This window comes from Rhizobium sp. SRDI943 (assembly GCF_057653695.1).
The window spans coordinates 1460190-1473688 of sequence record NZ_CM172787.1 but is presented as its reverse complement, the minus strand read 5'-3'; the positions used below and the strand labels follow the sequence as shown (position 1 = coordinate 1473688).

Below are 13499 nucleotides of genomic sequence, written 5' to 3'. Positions count from 1 at the left end.
GCAACGGATTTTCGGTCAAATTCAACCGGTCAGCACAGAGATGCGACGCCAACCGAATAGCTCTCGAAAGGAATTCGTCATGAAAGTATGGTTCATCACTGGTGCATCCCGCGGCTTCGGCGCGCTGATGACCAAGGAAGCCCTTGCGTCAGGCGATGCCGTTATCGCCACTGCCCGCAACCCGAAGACCATCACCGAGCAGTTCGGCGAGCATCCGAACCTGCTGGCCGTTGCCCTCGACGTCACCAACGAGGCGCAGGCCAAGGAGGCAGCGGCTGCCGGCATCGCCCGCTTCGGCCGTATCGACGTCCTCGCCAACAATGCCGGCTACGGCCTGCTCGGCGCTGTCGAGGAAGCCACCGCCGAAGAGGTCGAAAAGCTCTATGCCACAAATGTCTTCGGCCTCTTGAAAGTGACGCGCGCCGTGCTGCCCTATATGCGCCGCCAGCGTTCCGGCCATGTCCTTAACTTCTCATCGATCGGCGGTTACTTCGGCTATCCCGGCTGGGGCGTCTACGGCTCGACGAAGTTCGCCGTCGAAGGCCTCTCGGAATCGATGGCCGCCGAACTCGAACCTTTCGGCATCAAGGTGACGATCGTCGAGCCGGGCTTCTTCCGCACCGACTTCCTCGCCGACACCTCGCTGGCGATCAGCCCGGCCTCCATCGCGGACTACGAGGGTACGCCGGCCGGCAAGATGCGTAGTTTCGCTGCCGACGCAAACCATGCCCAGCCCGGCAATCCCGCCAAGCTTGCCGCCGGCATCATGACGCTCGCCAATTCGCCCAATCCGCCGCTGCGCATGCCGTTCGGCAGCGATACGGTAGCCGTGATCGAGGAGCAGCATGCCAGCGTCGAACAGGAACTTGCCGTCTGGCGCCAGCTCGCTTTGTCCACGGATTTTCCAAGCGAGGCAAAGGCCTCGGCCTGAAGGGCACTGCCCGCAGGAAAACGCATGATGCGGCAAATTAGCATTCGCCTCACTTCTGGAATGACCTAGATCTAGGTTCGATCACCACCATGAAGAGGCGAGCATGTCCATCAAGTCCATCTGCATCTATGGCGCCGGCGCGCTTGGCGGCGCTATCGCCGCCAAGCTGGCACGCCAGGCCGGAAACGACGCCACCATCTCCGTCATCGCGCGTGGGGCGCATCTCGACGCCATCCGCGACAACGGTCTCAGCCTGCGCGAAGCCGATGCGGAAAGGCCGCTCAATGTCCGCCTCACCGCGACCGACGATCCCAGGACATTGCCGCCGCAGGATCTCGTCATCACCGGCCTCAAGGGGCATCAGCTGGCACCCGCTGCCGAAGGCATTGCAGGCCTCCTCAAGGAGGGCACCCGCGTCGTCATGATCCTCAACGGCATCCCGTGGTGGTATTTTCACCGCGATACCCAGAGCCGGCATGCCGAGCTGCAGTTCGACGAGCTCGATCCCGGCGGCAGGCTCTGGCGGCTGATCGGGCCGGAACGCGTTATCGGCTGCGTCGCTTATCAGGGTGCCGAGGTGATCAACCCCGGCGAGATCCAGCTTTCCCACAACGGCCGCTTCGTGCTCGGCGAGCCCTCCGACGACATCTCGCCCGATCTCGAGGTGATCGCCGCGGTGCTGACCGGCGCGGGTCTCAACATTACGACGACACCTGATATCCGCGGCGAGATCTGGAGCAAGTTGATGGGCAACGCCGCCTTCAACCCGATCAGCGCGCTGACCAGGGCGCTGATGACCGACATCATGGCGGATCCCGCCCTTTCGGCTACGGTCGGCAAGGTGATGAGTGAAGTCCACGCCGTCGGCGAGGCCTTGGGCGCGCGGTTCAGCATGACCGTCGAGCAGCGGTTGGAACAATCGCGCCATATCGGCGGCGTGCGCACATCGATGCTGCAGGATCTGATCGGCGGCAAGGCGCTCGAAATCACGCCGCTGGTCGGCATGGTGGTGGCGCTCGGACGCCTGGGCGCAGTGCCGACGCCGGTGTCGGAAACGATCCTGGCGCTGGTGACGCAATTGGATCGGGAAAACCAGCGCGGCGGCTGATTGCGGAGGAAGGGCGGCCGGGAAAACCCGGCCGTCTTCGCTTACTTTCCGACCTGCTCGGCCCAGTTCGGCGCCTTGCCGCCACCATCGAGGAAGGTCATCGCCATAGTCGCCATGAGGGGCGAGGCGAAGGTCTCGTAGTGGGTGAGATCGGGCAGGATCGCCAGCCGGTTCTTCGACATGTTTTCCCGCATCCAGCCCGCATCGCGCAGACCGCCGCCGAGCTTGTGGTAGAAGTCGATCATATGCTCGGGCCGGATCATGTCGGCATCGCCATAGATCAGCATAACCGGCATGGTGAGCTTGTCGACGGCATCGCTATAGTCGATGGGTTCGCGCATCAGCGCGCCCATGGCGTCGAGCAGCTTCGGAAATTCCGAAACGTCAGGCGCCACCGCCTTGTAGGAGAGGAACATCGGCGTGTCCTTCATCATGTCGGCCATACCGGCGCCGACGGCCGCCTGCTGCGGCAGCATCTCCGGGAAGAAGCCGTTCTGCGCATAGGGTGCCGAGAGGATCACTAGCCGGCGCACCTGGTCGGGAGCGTTCGCCGCCATGTTCAACGCCACCCCGCCGCCAAAGGAATAGCCGAAGACATCGAGCTTGTCGTAACCGAGCTGCTTCATCAGGATTGCCAGATCGGCGCCGATGGCCGGAAGCTCGATCGGCCGCTTGCCGAGGGGGGTGCGGCCATGGCCCTGCAGATCGACGGCGATCACCTGCCGGTGGTCGGTGAAGACAGGCATGACCGGCGCGAACATCTCGATCTGCCCGAGGCCGCCGTGAAGGAGCAGCAGCGGCTCGCCCTCGCCGCGGATCTCGGAATAATAATCGATGCCGTTGACCGGCAGACTTCCCTTCCTGACAATCGGCGCTGCAGCCTTCTTCTCCTCGATAACAGGCGTGCTGCTGTCGGCGCCTGATATATCGGGCGCGGCCAGGAATGCGGCAGCGGTTGCGATCATCGAAATCAGCGTCATCTTCGACATGTCCTTGCTCCCATGTTTGCGTCGATACCGCAAGGACGGCGGCGCTCATGTCTTTCCGACACCGCACTTCGAAATTTCTCGCATTGGTCTTTATGTCATTCCTATATTTTCGCGCCTCGCTCCGAATGGATTTCCTATCGCAAGCGGCATTAGCCTTTCGTCATCACTGCAAAGGTCAAATGCCATGCGAGATGTCATGTCTTCCGGTTTTCAGTTCCCTCGTCCACACAGGATCACCCGCGGCAGTAAGCAGATGCGCGAGAAGCGCACCGCCCAGGCGCTGATCGTCTTCGGCGTGGTGCTCGCCTGCGTCGAGCTCTACATCGTTTTCGGCGCGCTCTGAGATCCGCCATGGAAACGGCGAGAATGCCGCGCCTTGGCGGCGCGATCACCGCTCTTGTCACACCGTTTCGCCATCGCGGCCTCGACAGGCCGGCGTTTCGGGCGCTTGCAGAATGGCAGATCCTCAGCGGCGTCGACGGGCTTGCTGTCTGCTCCGTGTCAGGGGAAGGCCCGACGCTTTCGCCGCAGGAGCGCGCTGAGGTGATCGACCTCAGCATCCAATCGGCCGCCGGCCGCGTGCCCGTCGTCGCCGCCACCGGCACCAACTCCACCGAAAGCACGATCGCGCTCACCCGAGAGGCGGAAGCGCTCGGCGCCGCCGCCGCACTCGTCACCGTGCCCTATTATTCCAAGCCCGGGCAGAAAGGCATCATCCACCACTTCGAACAGGTGGCAGCGGCGAGCCGACTGCCTGTCATCGTCGACCACGCGCCGGCGCAGACGGCGAGCGATCTTTCGACGGAAACGCTCGGCAGGCTGGCCGCCATCCCCGGGGATTGTCGGCATTCGCGACGCGACGGGCGACATCGCTCGCTTCGCCGGCCTTTCGCCGATCCTGCGACAGCGCTTCCGCTTCTTTTCCGGCCATGACCCTTCCGCGCTCGCCTTCACCATCGCTGGCGGCGACGGCGCGATCTCGCCGGGCGCCAACGTTCTGCCAAGGCTCTTCACCTCGATGCAGCAGGCAGCACGGGCCGGAGGGCGATCCGTCGAGGATCAAATACGCGCTCCGGCTGATGCGCGGCCTGGAGGCCGAGCTTCGCCTTCCGCTTGTCGCTGCCGAGCCGGAGGTGCGTTTGGCCATCGGCAAGGCGCTTGCGCCCTTCCTTGACGAAAACAGCGCGGGGATGGCGTTATCCCTATGAGATTTTTATATTTTCGTTTTCGCCGCCAAATGGAAACCCTATCCACCGGAGCTTATTTTTGAAGCGTGACACCGCCGCTCGATCAAGCGGCGGTTGAGACTTCGAAAGGACAAACCGATGTCACGCCTGACTGAACCGAGTGCCGAGAGCGACCCGCTGCAACGCGGCCACATCAGCACACTCGCCGCCGATCCCTCCCATTCGATACTCTCCGGCCTTGTCGCGATTGCACCCCGCCTTGCGATGACGCTGGCCTTTGCTGGCCTGGTCCAGATGATGTTCGACCTCATCTCCCGTTGAAGCATCAGGACCGAAGGATCACCACAATGGCAAACGCACAGCAACGCCGCAGCCTTCCCGCTGCAGCACTTTCGCCTTCCGCCCGCTTCACCGTCGGCCGCAACAGAAGCGGCCGCTGGATCGTCCACGACCGCGACGGCCTCGTCGGCGGGCTCTTCATCAATGAAGCGGCCGCCCTCCATTTCGCAGCTGGGGAATGCAACTGCCTCTCCGCCGATATCCACAGGGCGGCCGCAGGCATGGTGCTCGAACTCGCGCCCTTTGCGCGCGGCACGGCGAATATCCACTAAATCTTGCCGTACTCCCGCTGTTTTCATGCAGCGGGAGTACGAAGACATGAGCTGAACGGCCGATTTCCAACTTTTCCTTAACCCACATTCTGGTAAAATCCTGGCGCAGAGACTTCAGACGCCGCGAGACCGATGCCGAAACCGAATTTCCGCTTCACCCATTACGATCTCAAGGAACAACGCGCCGGAACGATCATCGAGGTGTCGTTGAATGCGGTGAACAATGTCCGCCTGATGACGGCCCCGAATTTTCAGCGGTTTACTGAGGTTCTCGATTTCAAATATATCGGCGGCGTGGCACGCAAATCGCCGATCAAGATCGCCGTTCCGGAAAGCGGTCACTGGCATGTCATCGTCGATATGGAAGGTCATCACGGGCTTGCGGAATCGTCCGTCAAGGTGATCGCCGCGCCGGCAAATCAGAAGACGCCGCGCGCCTCCTGAGGTTCGCCGGGCTTCAGCGCGGATTACGCTCTTTGCGAAGCTTCGCCCACCATTCCAGCCGCTTGCGGATATCGCGCTCGAAGCCGCGTTCCGGCGGATCATAGAAGATCTGGCGTCCCATCTTCTCCGGGAAATAATCCTGGCCGGAAAAGGCATCCGGCTCGTCGTGGTCGTAGCGATAGCCGTCGCCGTAACCCTCACCCTTCATCAGCTTGGTCGGCGCGTTGAGGATGTGCTTCGGCGGTAGCAACGAGCCGTTCTGCTTGGCGGCCTGGCTTGCCGCCTTGAAGGCGGTGTAGACGGCATTCGATTTCGGGGCGGTGGCGAGATAGACGCAGGCCTGGGCAAGCGCCAGTTCGCCTTCCGGCGAGCCGAGATACTCATAGGCATCCTTGGCGGCATTGCAGATCACCAGTGCCTGCGGATCGGCAAGACCGATATCCTCCACAGCCATGCGCACCAGCCGCCGGCCGAGATAGAGCGGGTCCTCGCCGGCATCGAACATGCGGGCGAGATAATAGAGCGCGGCATCGGGATCCGAGCCGCGTACGGATTTATGCAGTGCCGAGATCAGATTGTAGTGGCCATCCTGCGCCTTATCGTAGACCGGGGCACGGCGCTGGACGATGCGCGTCAGGCCTTCGGTATCGAAGCTCTCGCCTTCGCGCGCCGCGCGCCAGACTTCTTCGGCGAGCGTCAGCACGGCGCGGCCATCGCCGTCGGCCATGCGGATCAGGCTCACGCGGGCATCCTCCGTCAGCGGCAGCGGCTTCTGCTCGATCGTCTCGGCACGCTTCAGCAGTTCCTCAAGGCTTTCCTCGTCATGCGACTTGAAGGTGAGCACACGGGCACGCGACAGCAGAGCGGCGTTGAGCTCGAAGGAGGGGTTCTCGGTGGTGGCGCCGACGAGGATGACCGTGCCATCCTCCATGACGGGCAGGAAACTGTCCTGCTGGGCGCGGTTGAAACGATGGATCTCATCGACGAAGAGCAGCGTCTGACGGCCGTCCATACGCCGCAAACGGGCTGTCTCGAACACCTTCTTCAGGTCGGCGACGCCGGAGAAGATCGCCGATATCTGCTCGAAGGCCAGGCCCGCCTCGCCCGAAAGCAGCCGTGCCACCGTCGTCTTGCCGGTGCCGGGCGGACCCCAGAAGATCATCGAGCCGAGCGAGCCGCTTTCGATCATTCTTTTCAGCACGCCATCCTCGCCGGTCAGGTGTTCCTGACCGGTGACATCGGCAAGCGTCTTCGGCCGCAGCCGGTCGGCAAGCGGCCGCCTGGCGGCGACCTCCTCCGGAACGCGCGGCGCGAAGAGATCGTTGCTCATCGGAAGAATTGCCGGATGCGCTGGCCGTCACGCTCGATCTCGACCCGCCAGAGGCCGGGGTCGCTATCGGCGATCTCGGACAGTTCGCTGGTCGACTTCACATCGGTACCGTTGATCGAGACGATGATATCCTTCGGTTCGAAACCGAGACGGGCGGCAGGCGAATCCTCCTTCACCTCGGATACGACGACGCCTGCCGATTCGGGCGGCATGCGCAGCTCGTCGGCGACACGCGGCGACAGGTTTTCGACGACGGCACCGGTAAACGGCGTGTGTCCGCCGATGGTGCGCTGGTCGCGCGGCGAGGTTTCCGGGGCGCGGGCAAGCGTCAGCGGCAGTTGCTCCTCGCGGCCATTCTCGATGACGGTGAGCTTGACTGAATTGCCGAGACCGGCCGTCGTCAGCCGGTAGAGCAGCGCATCCGGATGCTCGACGGAAATTCCGTCGACGGCGGTGACGATTTCGCCGGCCTTCAGCCCGGCCTTGGCGGCTGGCCCACCTTCCGAAACCTTGACGACGAGCGCGCCGCGGACTTTGTTCAGCCCCAGCGCCTCAGCCACTTCCGAGGTCACGGCATCGAAGCTCGCGCCGACATAGGGCCGCTCGAAGGATTTGACGCCGGCATCGGCAGAGGTGAGGAAGACCTTGACCAGATTGGCGGGGATGGCGAAACCAATGCCGTTCGATCCACCGCCGCGCGAGAAGATCGCCGTGTTGATGCCGATCAGCTCGCCCTTCATATTCATCAAGGCACCGCCGGAATTGCCGGGATTGATCGAGGCATCGGTCTGGATGAAGAAACCGAACTCGTTCTTGATCACCTGGTTGCGGGCAAGCGCCGAGACGATACCGCTCGTCACCGTCTGGCCGACACCGAAGGGATTGCCGATCGCCAGCACGAGATCACCGACCTCGACCGTATCGGAATTGCCGATCGGCAATGTCGGAAAGCTTTCCTTGGCGTCGATCTTCAGCACGGCAAGGTCGACACGGTCGTCGCGCAGTACCACCTTGCAGGGGAATTCGCGGCCGTCCGAGAGCGCCACCTTGATATCGTCGGCGCCCTCGATGACGTGATTGTTGGTCACGACAGTGCCGTTCGCCTCGACGATGACGCCGGAGCCGAGCGAAGACTGCTTCTCCGAACGGTTCGGCATCTGCTGGCCGAAAAATTGCTCGAAGAAAGGGTCGCCAGCAAAGGGCGACTGCCGCTGGACGGTCTTTTCCGCATAAACGTTGACGACGGCGCCTGACGTCTGTTTGACGAGCGGCGCGAAGGAGAGCTGCATCTGCATCTGGCTCTCGGGTACGGTCTTTGCCGTCTGCGCATGGGCCGCAGCCGGCAGAACGAGCATGAGAGCGAATAGCGAGACGGAGGCGCGCTTGAACAGGCCTTGCATGGGTATCCCTTGTGAATCCTCTTGAGGAACGTTTTAGAGCATGATGCCGAAAAGCGTGAGCGGTTTTCGGACGACATCATGCTCTAACTATTTATTGCGAACAGGATTCAGATTTTAGGCCGAACCGGCCTAAAACCATCCTGTTCTGCGGCCCGACGCTAGAAAGGAAAGAGGGCGGAAGCATGGAAGAACAAGGCGAGAGGGCGTCTTAGGAACCGGTTGAACTCATTATGAATTTGATTCAGGAAGATTGGCCATGCAACTGATATCAAAAGCCAAAAACTGGGCGAAGTTACTGAAGCGTGACATCGTCGCCCTATGGCTTGCCGCCCGCGATTCCCGCGTGCCGTGGCATGCCAAAGCGGTGGCCGGCGCCGTTGCAGCCTATGCGCTGTCGCCCATCGATCTCATCCCCGATTTCATCCCCGTCCTCGGCTATCTCGACGACCTCCTTATCGTGCCGCTCGGCATCGTGCTGGCGATCCGGCTCGTGCCAATAGAGGTGATGAACGAGCTTCGTACGGAGGCGACAGGGCGCATCGAGCATCCCTCCAGCCGGGTCGGACTGATCTTCATCCTTGCCGTCTGGCTCATGTGCATCATCTTCCTGGCTCTGGCACTGCGGAAGCTAGCCTGACCGGCAGCAATAGGAACATATGAATGATCACGACAAGAACGACGACAGCGGCCCTCGGCTTTGCGATCCTGCTCATTGCATCGAACCTGGCACAGGCAGCAAGCTTCGATTGCGATGCGAAAGAATTGAAGCCGGATGAAAAAGCGATCTGCGACAACCGCGCACTCAACGATGCCGACGTGAAGATGGTGACGACTTTCGATTTGCTCTCGGGCCTTCTGGCCATGGGTTCGCGCGGAACATTGCAGGACGAACAGACGGCCTGGCTGAAAAAGCGGCAGGAATGCGGAGCTGATGCGGCGTGTATCAAGGCTGCCTATGACGAGCGGCTGAAGCAGTTCGGCGAGACCTATAAAAACATCAACCGGCCGCTCTAGAACAGGATGATTTTAGGCCGGGTCGGCCTAAAATCTGAATCCTGTTCTACATTATAGAGTGAGAGCATGATGTCGTCCGAAAACCGCTCACACTTTTCGGCATCATGCTCTGAATCGACCGGTTGGAAGAGCTGCTGACTTTTCATCAACGGCTCGTAAGCTGAGGCTGCTCAGCGGGCGTTCAGATCGCGCACGGCACCGCGGTCCGCACTCGTTGCGAAGGCCGCGTAGGCCTTTAGCGCGGTCGTGACATTGCGCTTGCGGACTTCGACCGGGTACCAGCCCTTGGCGTCCTGCTCGGCGCGGCGGGCGGCGAGTTCAGTCTCGCTGACACGCAGGCTGATCGTGCGGTTGGGGATGTCGATGTCGATCATGTCGCCTTCGCGCACCAGGCCGATCGTGCCGCCATTTGCCGCTTCCGGCGAGGCGTGGCCGATCGAGAGGCCGGAAGTGCCGCCGGAGAAGCGGCCGTCGGTGATGAGCGCGCAGGCCTTGCCGAGGCCCTTCGACTTCAGATAGCTCGTCGGATAGAGCATTTCCTGCATGCCCGGGCCGCCCTTCGGACCTTCGTAGCGGATGACGACGACGTCGCCGGCCTTCACCTCGTTGGCAAGGATCGCCTTGACCGACGAATCCTGGCTTTCGAAGACGCGGGCGGGGCCGGAGAACTTCAGGATCGATTCATCGACGCCAGCGGTCTTGACGATGCAGCCGTCAATCGCAAGGTTGCCCTTGAGCACGGCAAGGCCGCCATCCTTGGAGAAGGGATGCTCGACCGAGCGGATGACGCCGTTCTCGCGATCGGTGTCGAGATCGTCCCAACGGGCTTCCTGGCTGAAGGCGACCTGGGTCGGGATGCCGCCGGGTGCGGCACGATAGAAGTTGCGCACGGTTTCGCTGTTCGTGCGGGTAATATCCCAGCGATCGATCGCATCGCCCAGCGTCTCGGCATGGACCGTCGGGCAATCGCGGTTCAAGAGACCACCCTTGTCGAGTTCGCCGAGGATCGACATGATGCCGCCGGCGCGGTGGACGTCTTCCATATGCACGTCACTCTTGGCGGGTGCGACCTTCGACAGGCACGGCACGCGGCGCGACAGCGCGTCGATATCGGCCATATTGAAATCGATCTCGCCTTCATGGGCGGCGGCAAGAATGTGCAGGACCGTATTGGTGGAACCGCCCATGGCGATATCGAGCGTCATGGCATTCTCGAAGGCCTGCTTGGAGGCAATGGTGCGCGGCAGCGCCTTGACGTCATCCTGCTCGTAATAACGGCGGGCGAGATCGACAATCAGATGACCGGCCTCGACGAAGAGGCGCTTGCGGTCGAGATGGGTGGCAAGCGTCGAGCCGTTGCCGGGCAGCGACAGGCCGAGGGCTTCCGTCAGGCAGTTCATCGAATTGGCGGTGAACATGCCGGAGCAGGAACCACAGGTCGGACAGGCCGAGCGTTCGATGGTCTGGACGTCCTCGTCGCTGATCTTGTCATCGGCTGCGGCGACCATGGCATCGACCAGGTCGAGCGCATGCGTCTTGCCGTGCAGCACGACCTTGCCGGCTTCCATCGGACCGCCCGAGACGAAGACGGTCGGGATATTGAGACGCAGCGACGCCATCAGCATGCCGGGGGTGATCTTGTCGCAATTGGAGATGCAGACCATGGCGTCGGCGCAATGAGCATTGACCATATATTCGACGCTGTCGGCGATGAGCTCACGCGAGGGCAGCGAATAAAGCATGCCGTCATGGCCCATGGCGATGCCGTCATCGACGGCGATCGTGTTGAATTCCTTGGCGACACCGCCGGCCGCCTCGATCTCGCGGGCAACGAGCTGGCCAAGGTCCTTCAGGTGCACGTGGCCGGGCACGAACTGGGTGAAGGAATTCACCACCGCGATGATCGGCTTGCCGAAATCCGAATCCTTCATGCCCGTGGCGCGCCAAAGGCCGCGGGCGCCCGCCATGTTGCGGCCATGGGTCGTGGTTCTGGAACGGTAAACTGGCATCGGTGTCTTCCTCAACGTGTCGGAATTATCAGGCGAAGCCGGGCGACATGGAGCCTGCGGGCCGGGCAAACGCCGCTTTTTGGAATTGTCCTAATCCAATCGACGGGGGCTGTCACTACCGGGAAGCCCAAATCCGGTACGCCGGGGAGAAGCGCCATGAGGCCCATCGATCATATACGGTTCGACGCGGTGTTTTGTTACAGCCTATTCCATCACGACCGAACACAAAAAATTGGCTTCCCGTCAGCAATATTCAAGGCTTAGACACTAATCTAGACATGCCGGCGGTTCGTTTAAGGGCTATATTTCAGGATATCCGCCGAGGAGGTTTCGACATGCCAAGCTATCGCCCACCGAAGATCGCGTCATCGGAGATTACGCCGCGCCAGATCTATGTGCGCCGTCGTGAATTCCTCGGTGCGGCAGCGCTTGGCGCCATGGCGCTCTACAACGCCGGCAAGGCGAGTGCTGCGGCTCTCTCCGCCGTTGAGAGCAAGTACAAGGTCGACGAGAAGGCGACGCCGATCAAGGACGTCACGACCTACAATAATTTCTATGAGTTCGGCCTCGACAAGGGCGATCCCGCAGCTCTTTCTAGCGATTTCAAGCCGCTGCCGTGGACGATCAAGGTTGACGGCATGGTCAAAAAGCCAGGCACCTTCGACCTCGAGGCGTTGATGAAGGAATTCCCGATCGAGGAGCGCACCTACCGGATGCGCTGCGTCGAGGCCTGGTCGATGGTCATCCCCTGGGACGGCTTTCCGCTGGCATCGCTGCTCGACAAGGTGGAGCCACTCGGCAGCGCCAAATACGTCGCCTTCGAAACCGTGGTGCGGCCGGAGGAGATGCCTGGGCAGAAAGGTTTCTTTCAGTCGCTCGACTGGCCCTATGTCGAGGGTCTGCGCCTCGATGAGGCGCGCCATCCGCTGGCGCTGCTGGCCGTCGGGCTCTATGGCGAAACGCTGCCGAACCAGAACGGCGCACCGATCCGCCTCGTCGTGCCGTGGAAATACGGCTTCAAGGGCATCAAGTCGATCGTCAGGATCACACTCACCGACCAGCAGCCGAAGAATACCTGGCAGGTCACCAATCCGCAGGAATACGGCTTCTACGCCAACGTCAATCCAGCGGTCGACCATCCCCGCTGGAGCCAGGCGAGCGAACGGCGCATCGGCGAAAGCGGCTTCTTCGGCGCCGGCCGCCACCCCACCCTGCCCTTCAACGGTTATGCCGGCGAGGTGGCAAGCCTTTATGCCGGCATGGACCTGAAGGCGAATTTCTGATGGCGGAACTGTCGCTCGCCATCCCGAAGCGCTGGCAACCCGCCTCCGTCTGGCTGCTTTATGTCGTCGGGCTCGTGCCTGCGGCCTGGACTTTCTATCTCGGAGCGACCGATCAGCTCGGCGCCGATCCAGTCAAGACCTTCGAGCTCTTCCTCGGCATCTGGACGATCCGTTTCCTAATCCTGACCCTTGCCGTTTCCCCTGCCCGTGAGCTCTTCGGCTGGAACTATCTGCGCTATCGCCGCGCGCTTGGCCTGCTGACTTTCTACTACGCGCTGATGCATTTCACCGTCTACATGGTGCTTGACCAGGCGATGGATATTTCCGCCGTCATCAACGACGTGCTGAAGCGCCCCTTCATCATGTTCGGCATGGCCGGGCTTGCGATGCTCATTCCGCTGGCGCTGACATCCAACAATCTCTCGATCCGCCGCCTCGGCAAGAACTGGATCTGGCTACATCGCCTCGTCTATATCATCGCCGCCTGCGGGGCGCTGCACTTCGCGCTCTCGACCAAGATCCTCGACCTCGAGCAATATATCTATGTCGGGCTGATCATCGCGCTCATCCTCTACCGCTCCTACCGGCCGATCGCACGCAACAGGCAGAAGGGCAAAGGGCGGACGCGCAATCGCGCAGTGGCGTCTGTTCGTGAGACGGCAGGTTAGCGGCGAGGAGACAAGGCCGCCCGATGTGCGGGATCGAAGGCGCAAGCCGTGGCTATGCCGATTGCATAGGCCAGCATATTCCAAAGCGAGAATACCCGGCCAAGCAGCAGGGCGCCTGCCGTGGTCAGCCGAAACGCATCGAGCCAGGGCGTGTGATAAAGCCGGAACAATTCCACCGAGATCGCTATGAAAAGCGCTGTAACAGCAATTGCTGCCGGCCGTGACCTTGCGACAAACAGCGCCACGAGCAGATAGACCATCGCTCCCCAGAGTGCCGATCCACCATATTTGACGACAATGAAGGGCAGATCGGCCGCATAGCCAAACCGTCTGAGCGCCAGCCCGAGCGCAATAACCGCAAGCAGGGCTATGAGACGGAGGAACTGCACTCGACGACGATTTTCAAAGACTTCGCCCAAATGAACCTGTCCTATCTGCACCTCAGCCGGTTGAACGGCTGATCTGAAAAGAAGCGTGGCGCTGTCGTGCACAAACAAAAACAGCCGGGCTTCGCAGCCCGGCTGT

At 61.7% G+C, this 13499-nt stretch carries 15 protein-coding genes and 1 pseudogene; 11 read left to right on the top strand and 5 right to left on the bottom strand.

Annotated elements, in window-relative coordinates:
• The first annotated feature begins 79 nt into the window (after positions 1-79).
• Positions 80-931, top strand: coding sequence for an oxidoreductase (locus AC245Y_RS07470; RefSeq protein ID WP_017993656.1), 852 nt, complete (start codon positions 80-82; stop codon positions 929-931).
• Positions 932-1034: 103 nt separating this feature from the next.
• The gene (locus tag AC245Y_RS07465; protein WP_017993655.1) at positions 1035-2039 is read left to right on the top strand and encodes a ketopantoate reductase family protein; all 1005 of its coding nucleotides are present in this window, start codon (positions 1035-1037) and stop codon (positions 2037-2039) included.
• 41 nt (positions 2040-2080) lie between these two features.
• Here the strand turns inward: AC245Y_RS07465 and AC245Y_RS07460 are convergent, their stop codons facing one another.
• A complete protein-coding gene (locus AC245Y_RS07460; protein ID WP_017993654.1) occupies positions 2081-3028 on the bottom strand; it encodes an alpha/beta fold hydrolase in 948 nt (315 codons plus the stop codon).
• Between the two features lie 196 nt (positions 3029-3224).
• Here AC245Y_RS07460 and AC245Y_RS07455 point away from each other — a divergent pair, with 196 nt between their 5' ends.
• The 5 genes and pseudogenes from AC245Y_RS07455 (at position 3225) to AC245Y_RS07435 (ending at position 5270) form a co-directional block, all read left to right on the top strand.
• Positions 3225-3371 (top strand): hypothetical protein, encoded by a 147-nt coding sequence (locus AC245Y_RS07455; RefSeq protein WP_164902823.1) that lies wholly within the window; start codon positions 3225-3227, stop codon positions 3369-3371.
• Between the two features lie 8 nt (positions 3372-3379).
• A pseudogene (locus tag AC245Y_RS07450) lies at positions 3380-4236 on the top strand (dihydrodipicolinate synthase family protein).
• A gap of 117 nt (positions 4237-4353) precedes the next feature.
• A complete protein-coding gene (locus AC245Y_RS07445; RefSeq protein ID WP_012757035.1) occupies positions 4354-4536 on the top strand; it encodes a hypothetical protein in 183 nt (60 codons plus the stop codon).
• A 26-nt stretch (positions 4537-4562) separates the two neighbouring features.
• Complete coding sequence (locus AC245Y_RS07440) at positions 4563-4826, top strand: hypothetical protein (RefSeq protein ID WP_012757034.1); 264 nt, start codon at positions 4563-4565, stop codon at positions 4824-4826.
• A 132-nt stretch (positions 4827-4958) separates the two neighbouring features.
• Complete coding sequence (locus AC245Y_RS07435) at positions 4959-5270, top strand: DUF1883 domain-containing protein (protein ID WP_003547605.1); 312 nt, start codon at positions 4959-4961, stop codon at positions 5268-5270.
• 13 nt (positions 5271-5283) lie between these two features.
• On the opposite strand, the gene AC245Y_RS07430 is transcribed toward AC245Y_RS07435, so the two are convergent.
• Together AC245Y_RS07430 and AC245Y_RS07425 are read right to left on the bottom strand one after the other, a co-directional pair.
• Positions 5284-6600 carry a replication-associated recombination protein A gene (locus tag AC245Y_RS07430; RefSeq protein WP_012757032.1) on the bottom strand — a complete coding sequence of 439 codons (1317 nt, stop codon included), beginning with the start codon at positions 6598-6600 and terminating at the stop codon, positions 5284-5286.
• Positions 6597-8000, bottom strand: coding sequence for a DegQ family serine endoprotease (locus AC245Y_RS07425; RefSeq protein ID WP_012757031.1), 1404 nt, complete (start codon positions 7998-8000; stop codon positions 6597-6599). Before AC245Y_RS07425 ends, AC245Y_RS07430 begins: the two co-directional genes overlap by 4 nt.
• A gap of 256 nt (positions 8001-8256) precedes the next feature.
• Between AC245Y_RS07425 and AC245Y_RS07420 the strand changes: the two genes are divergently transcribed.
• Positions 8257-8637 carry a YkvA family protein gene (locus AC245Y_RS07420; protein WP_012757030.1) on the top strand — a complete coding sequence of 127 codons (381 nt, stop codon included), beginning with the start codon at positions 8257-8259 and terminating at the stop codon, positions 8635-8637.
• 23 nt (positions 8638-8660) lie between these two features.
• Entirely contained in the window at positions 8661-9014 is a 354-nt protein-coding gene (locus AC245Y_RS07415; RefSeq protein WP_012757029.1) for a lysozyme inhibitor LprI family protein, read from the top strand.
• A 170-nt stretch (positions 9015-9184) separates the two neighbouring features.
• Here the strand turns inward: AC245Y_RS07415 and ilvD are convergent, their stop codons facing one another.
• Positions 9185-11023 (bottom strand): dihydroxy-acid dehydratase, encoded by a 1839-nt coding sequence (ilvD, locus tag AC245Y_RS07410; RefSeq protein WP_012757027.1) that lies wholly within the window; start codon positions 11021-11023, stop codon positions 9185-9187.
• A 335-nt stretch (positions 11024-11358) separates the two neighbouring features.
• Between ilvD and msrP the strand changes: the two genes are divergently transcribed.
• Both msrP and msrQ read left to right on the top strand, forming a co-directional pair.
• On the top strand, positions 11359-12306 hold the full coding sequence (gene msrP / locus AC245Y_RS07405; RefSeq protein WP_026157320.1) for a protein-methionine-sulfoxide reductase catalytic subunit MsrP: 948 nt from the start codon (positions 11359-11361) through the stop codon (positions 12304-12306).
• Positions 12306-12974 (top strand): protein-methionine-sulfoxide reductase heme-binding subunit MsrQ, encoded by a 669-nt coding sequence (msrQ, locus tag AC245Y_RS07400; RefSeq protein WP_012757025.1) that lies wholly within the window; start codon positions 12306-12308, stop codon positions 12972-12974. The genes msrP and msrQ overlap by 1 nt, the downstream gene beginning before the upstream one ends.
• On the opposite strand, the gene AC245Y_RS07395 is transcribed toward msrQ, so the two are convergent.
• Positions 12971-13363, bottom strand: coding sequence for a ribosomal maturation YjgA family protein (locus AC245Y_RS07395; protein WP_017993649.1), 393 nt, complete (start codon positions 13361-13363; stop codon positions 12971-12973). The genes msrQ and AC245Y_RS07395 overlap by 4 nt on opposite strands.
• Between the last annotated feature and the right edge of the window lie 136 nt (positions 13364-13499).

Bases quoted from the DNA above. Each gene is read 5' to 3' on its own strand.
- AC245Y_RS07470 (WP_017993656.1), top strand. From the start codon at position 80: ATGAAAGTATGGTTCATCACTGGTGCATCCCGCGGCTTCGGCGCGCTG.
- AC245Y_RS07465 (WP_017993655.1), top strand. From the start codon at position 1,035: ATGTCCATCAAGTCCATCTGCATCTATGGCGCCGGCGCGCTTGGCGGC.
- AC245Y_RS07460 (WP_017993654.1), bottom strand. From the start codon at position 3,028: ATGTCGAAGATGACGCTGATTTCGATGATCGCAACCGCTGCCGCATTC.
- AC245Y_RS07455 (WP_164902823.1), top strand. From the start codon at position 3,225: ATGTCTTCCGGTTTTCAGTTCCCTCGTCCACACAGGATCACCCGCGGC.
- AC245Y_RS07445 (WP_012757035.1), top strand. From the start codon at position 4,354: ATGTCACGCCTGACTGAACCGAGTGCCGAGAGCGACCCGCTGCAACGC.
- AC245Y_RS07440 (WP_012757034.1), top strand. From the start codon at position 4,563: ATGGCAAACGCACAGCAACGCCGCAGCCTTCCCGCTGCAGCACTTTCG.
- AC245Y_RS07435 (WP_003547605.1), top strand. From the start codon at position 4,959: ATGCCGAAACCGAATTTCCGCTTCACCCATTACGATCTCAAGGAACAA.
- AC245Y_RS07430 (WP_012757032.1), bottom strand. From the start codon at position 6,600: ATGAGCAACGATCTCTTCGCGCCGCGCGTTCCGGAGGAGGTCGCCGCC.
- AC245Y_RS07425 (WP_012757031.1), bottom strand. From the start codon at position 8,000: ATGCAAGGCCTGTTCAAGCGCGCCTCCGTCTCGCTATTCGCTCTCATG.
- AC245Y_RS07420 (WP_012757030.1), top strand. From the start codon at position 8,257: ATGCAACTGATATCAAAAGCCAAAAACTGGGCGAAGTTACTGAAGCGT.
- AC245Y_RS07415 (WP_012757029.1), top strand. From the start codon at position 8,661: ATGATCACGACAAGAACGACGACAGCGGCCCTCGGCTTTGCGATCCTG.
- ilvD (WP_012757027.1), bottom strand. From the start codon at position 11,023: ATGCCAGTTTACCGTTCCAGAACCACGACCCATGGCCGCAACATGGCG.
- msrP (WP_026157320.1), top strand. From the start codon at position 11,359: ATGCCAAGCTATCGCCCACCGAAGATCGCGTCATCGGAGATTACGCCG.
- msrQ (WP_012757025.1), top strand. From the start codon at position 12,306: ATGGCGGAACTGTCGCTCGCCATCCCGAAGCGCTGGCAACCCGCCTCC.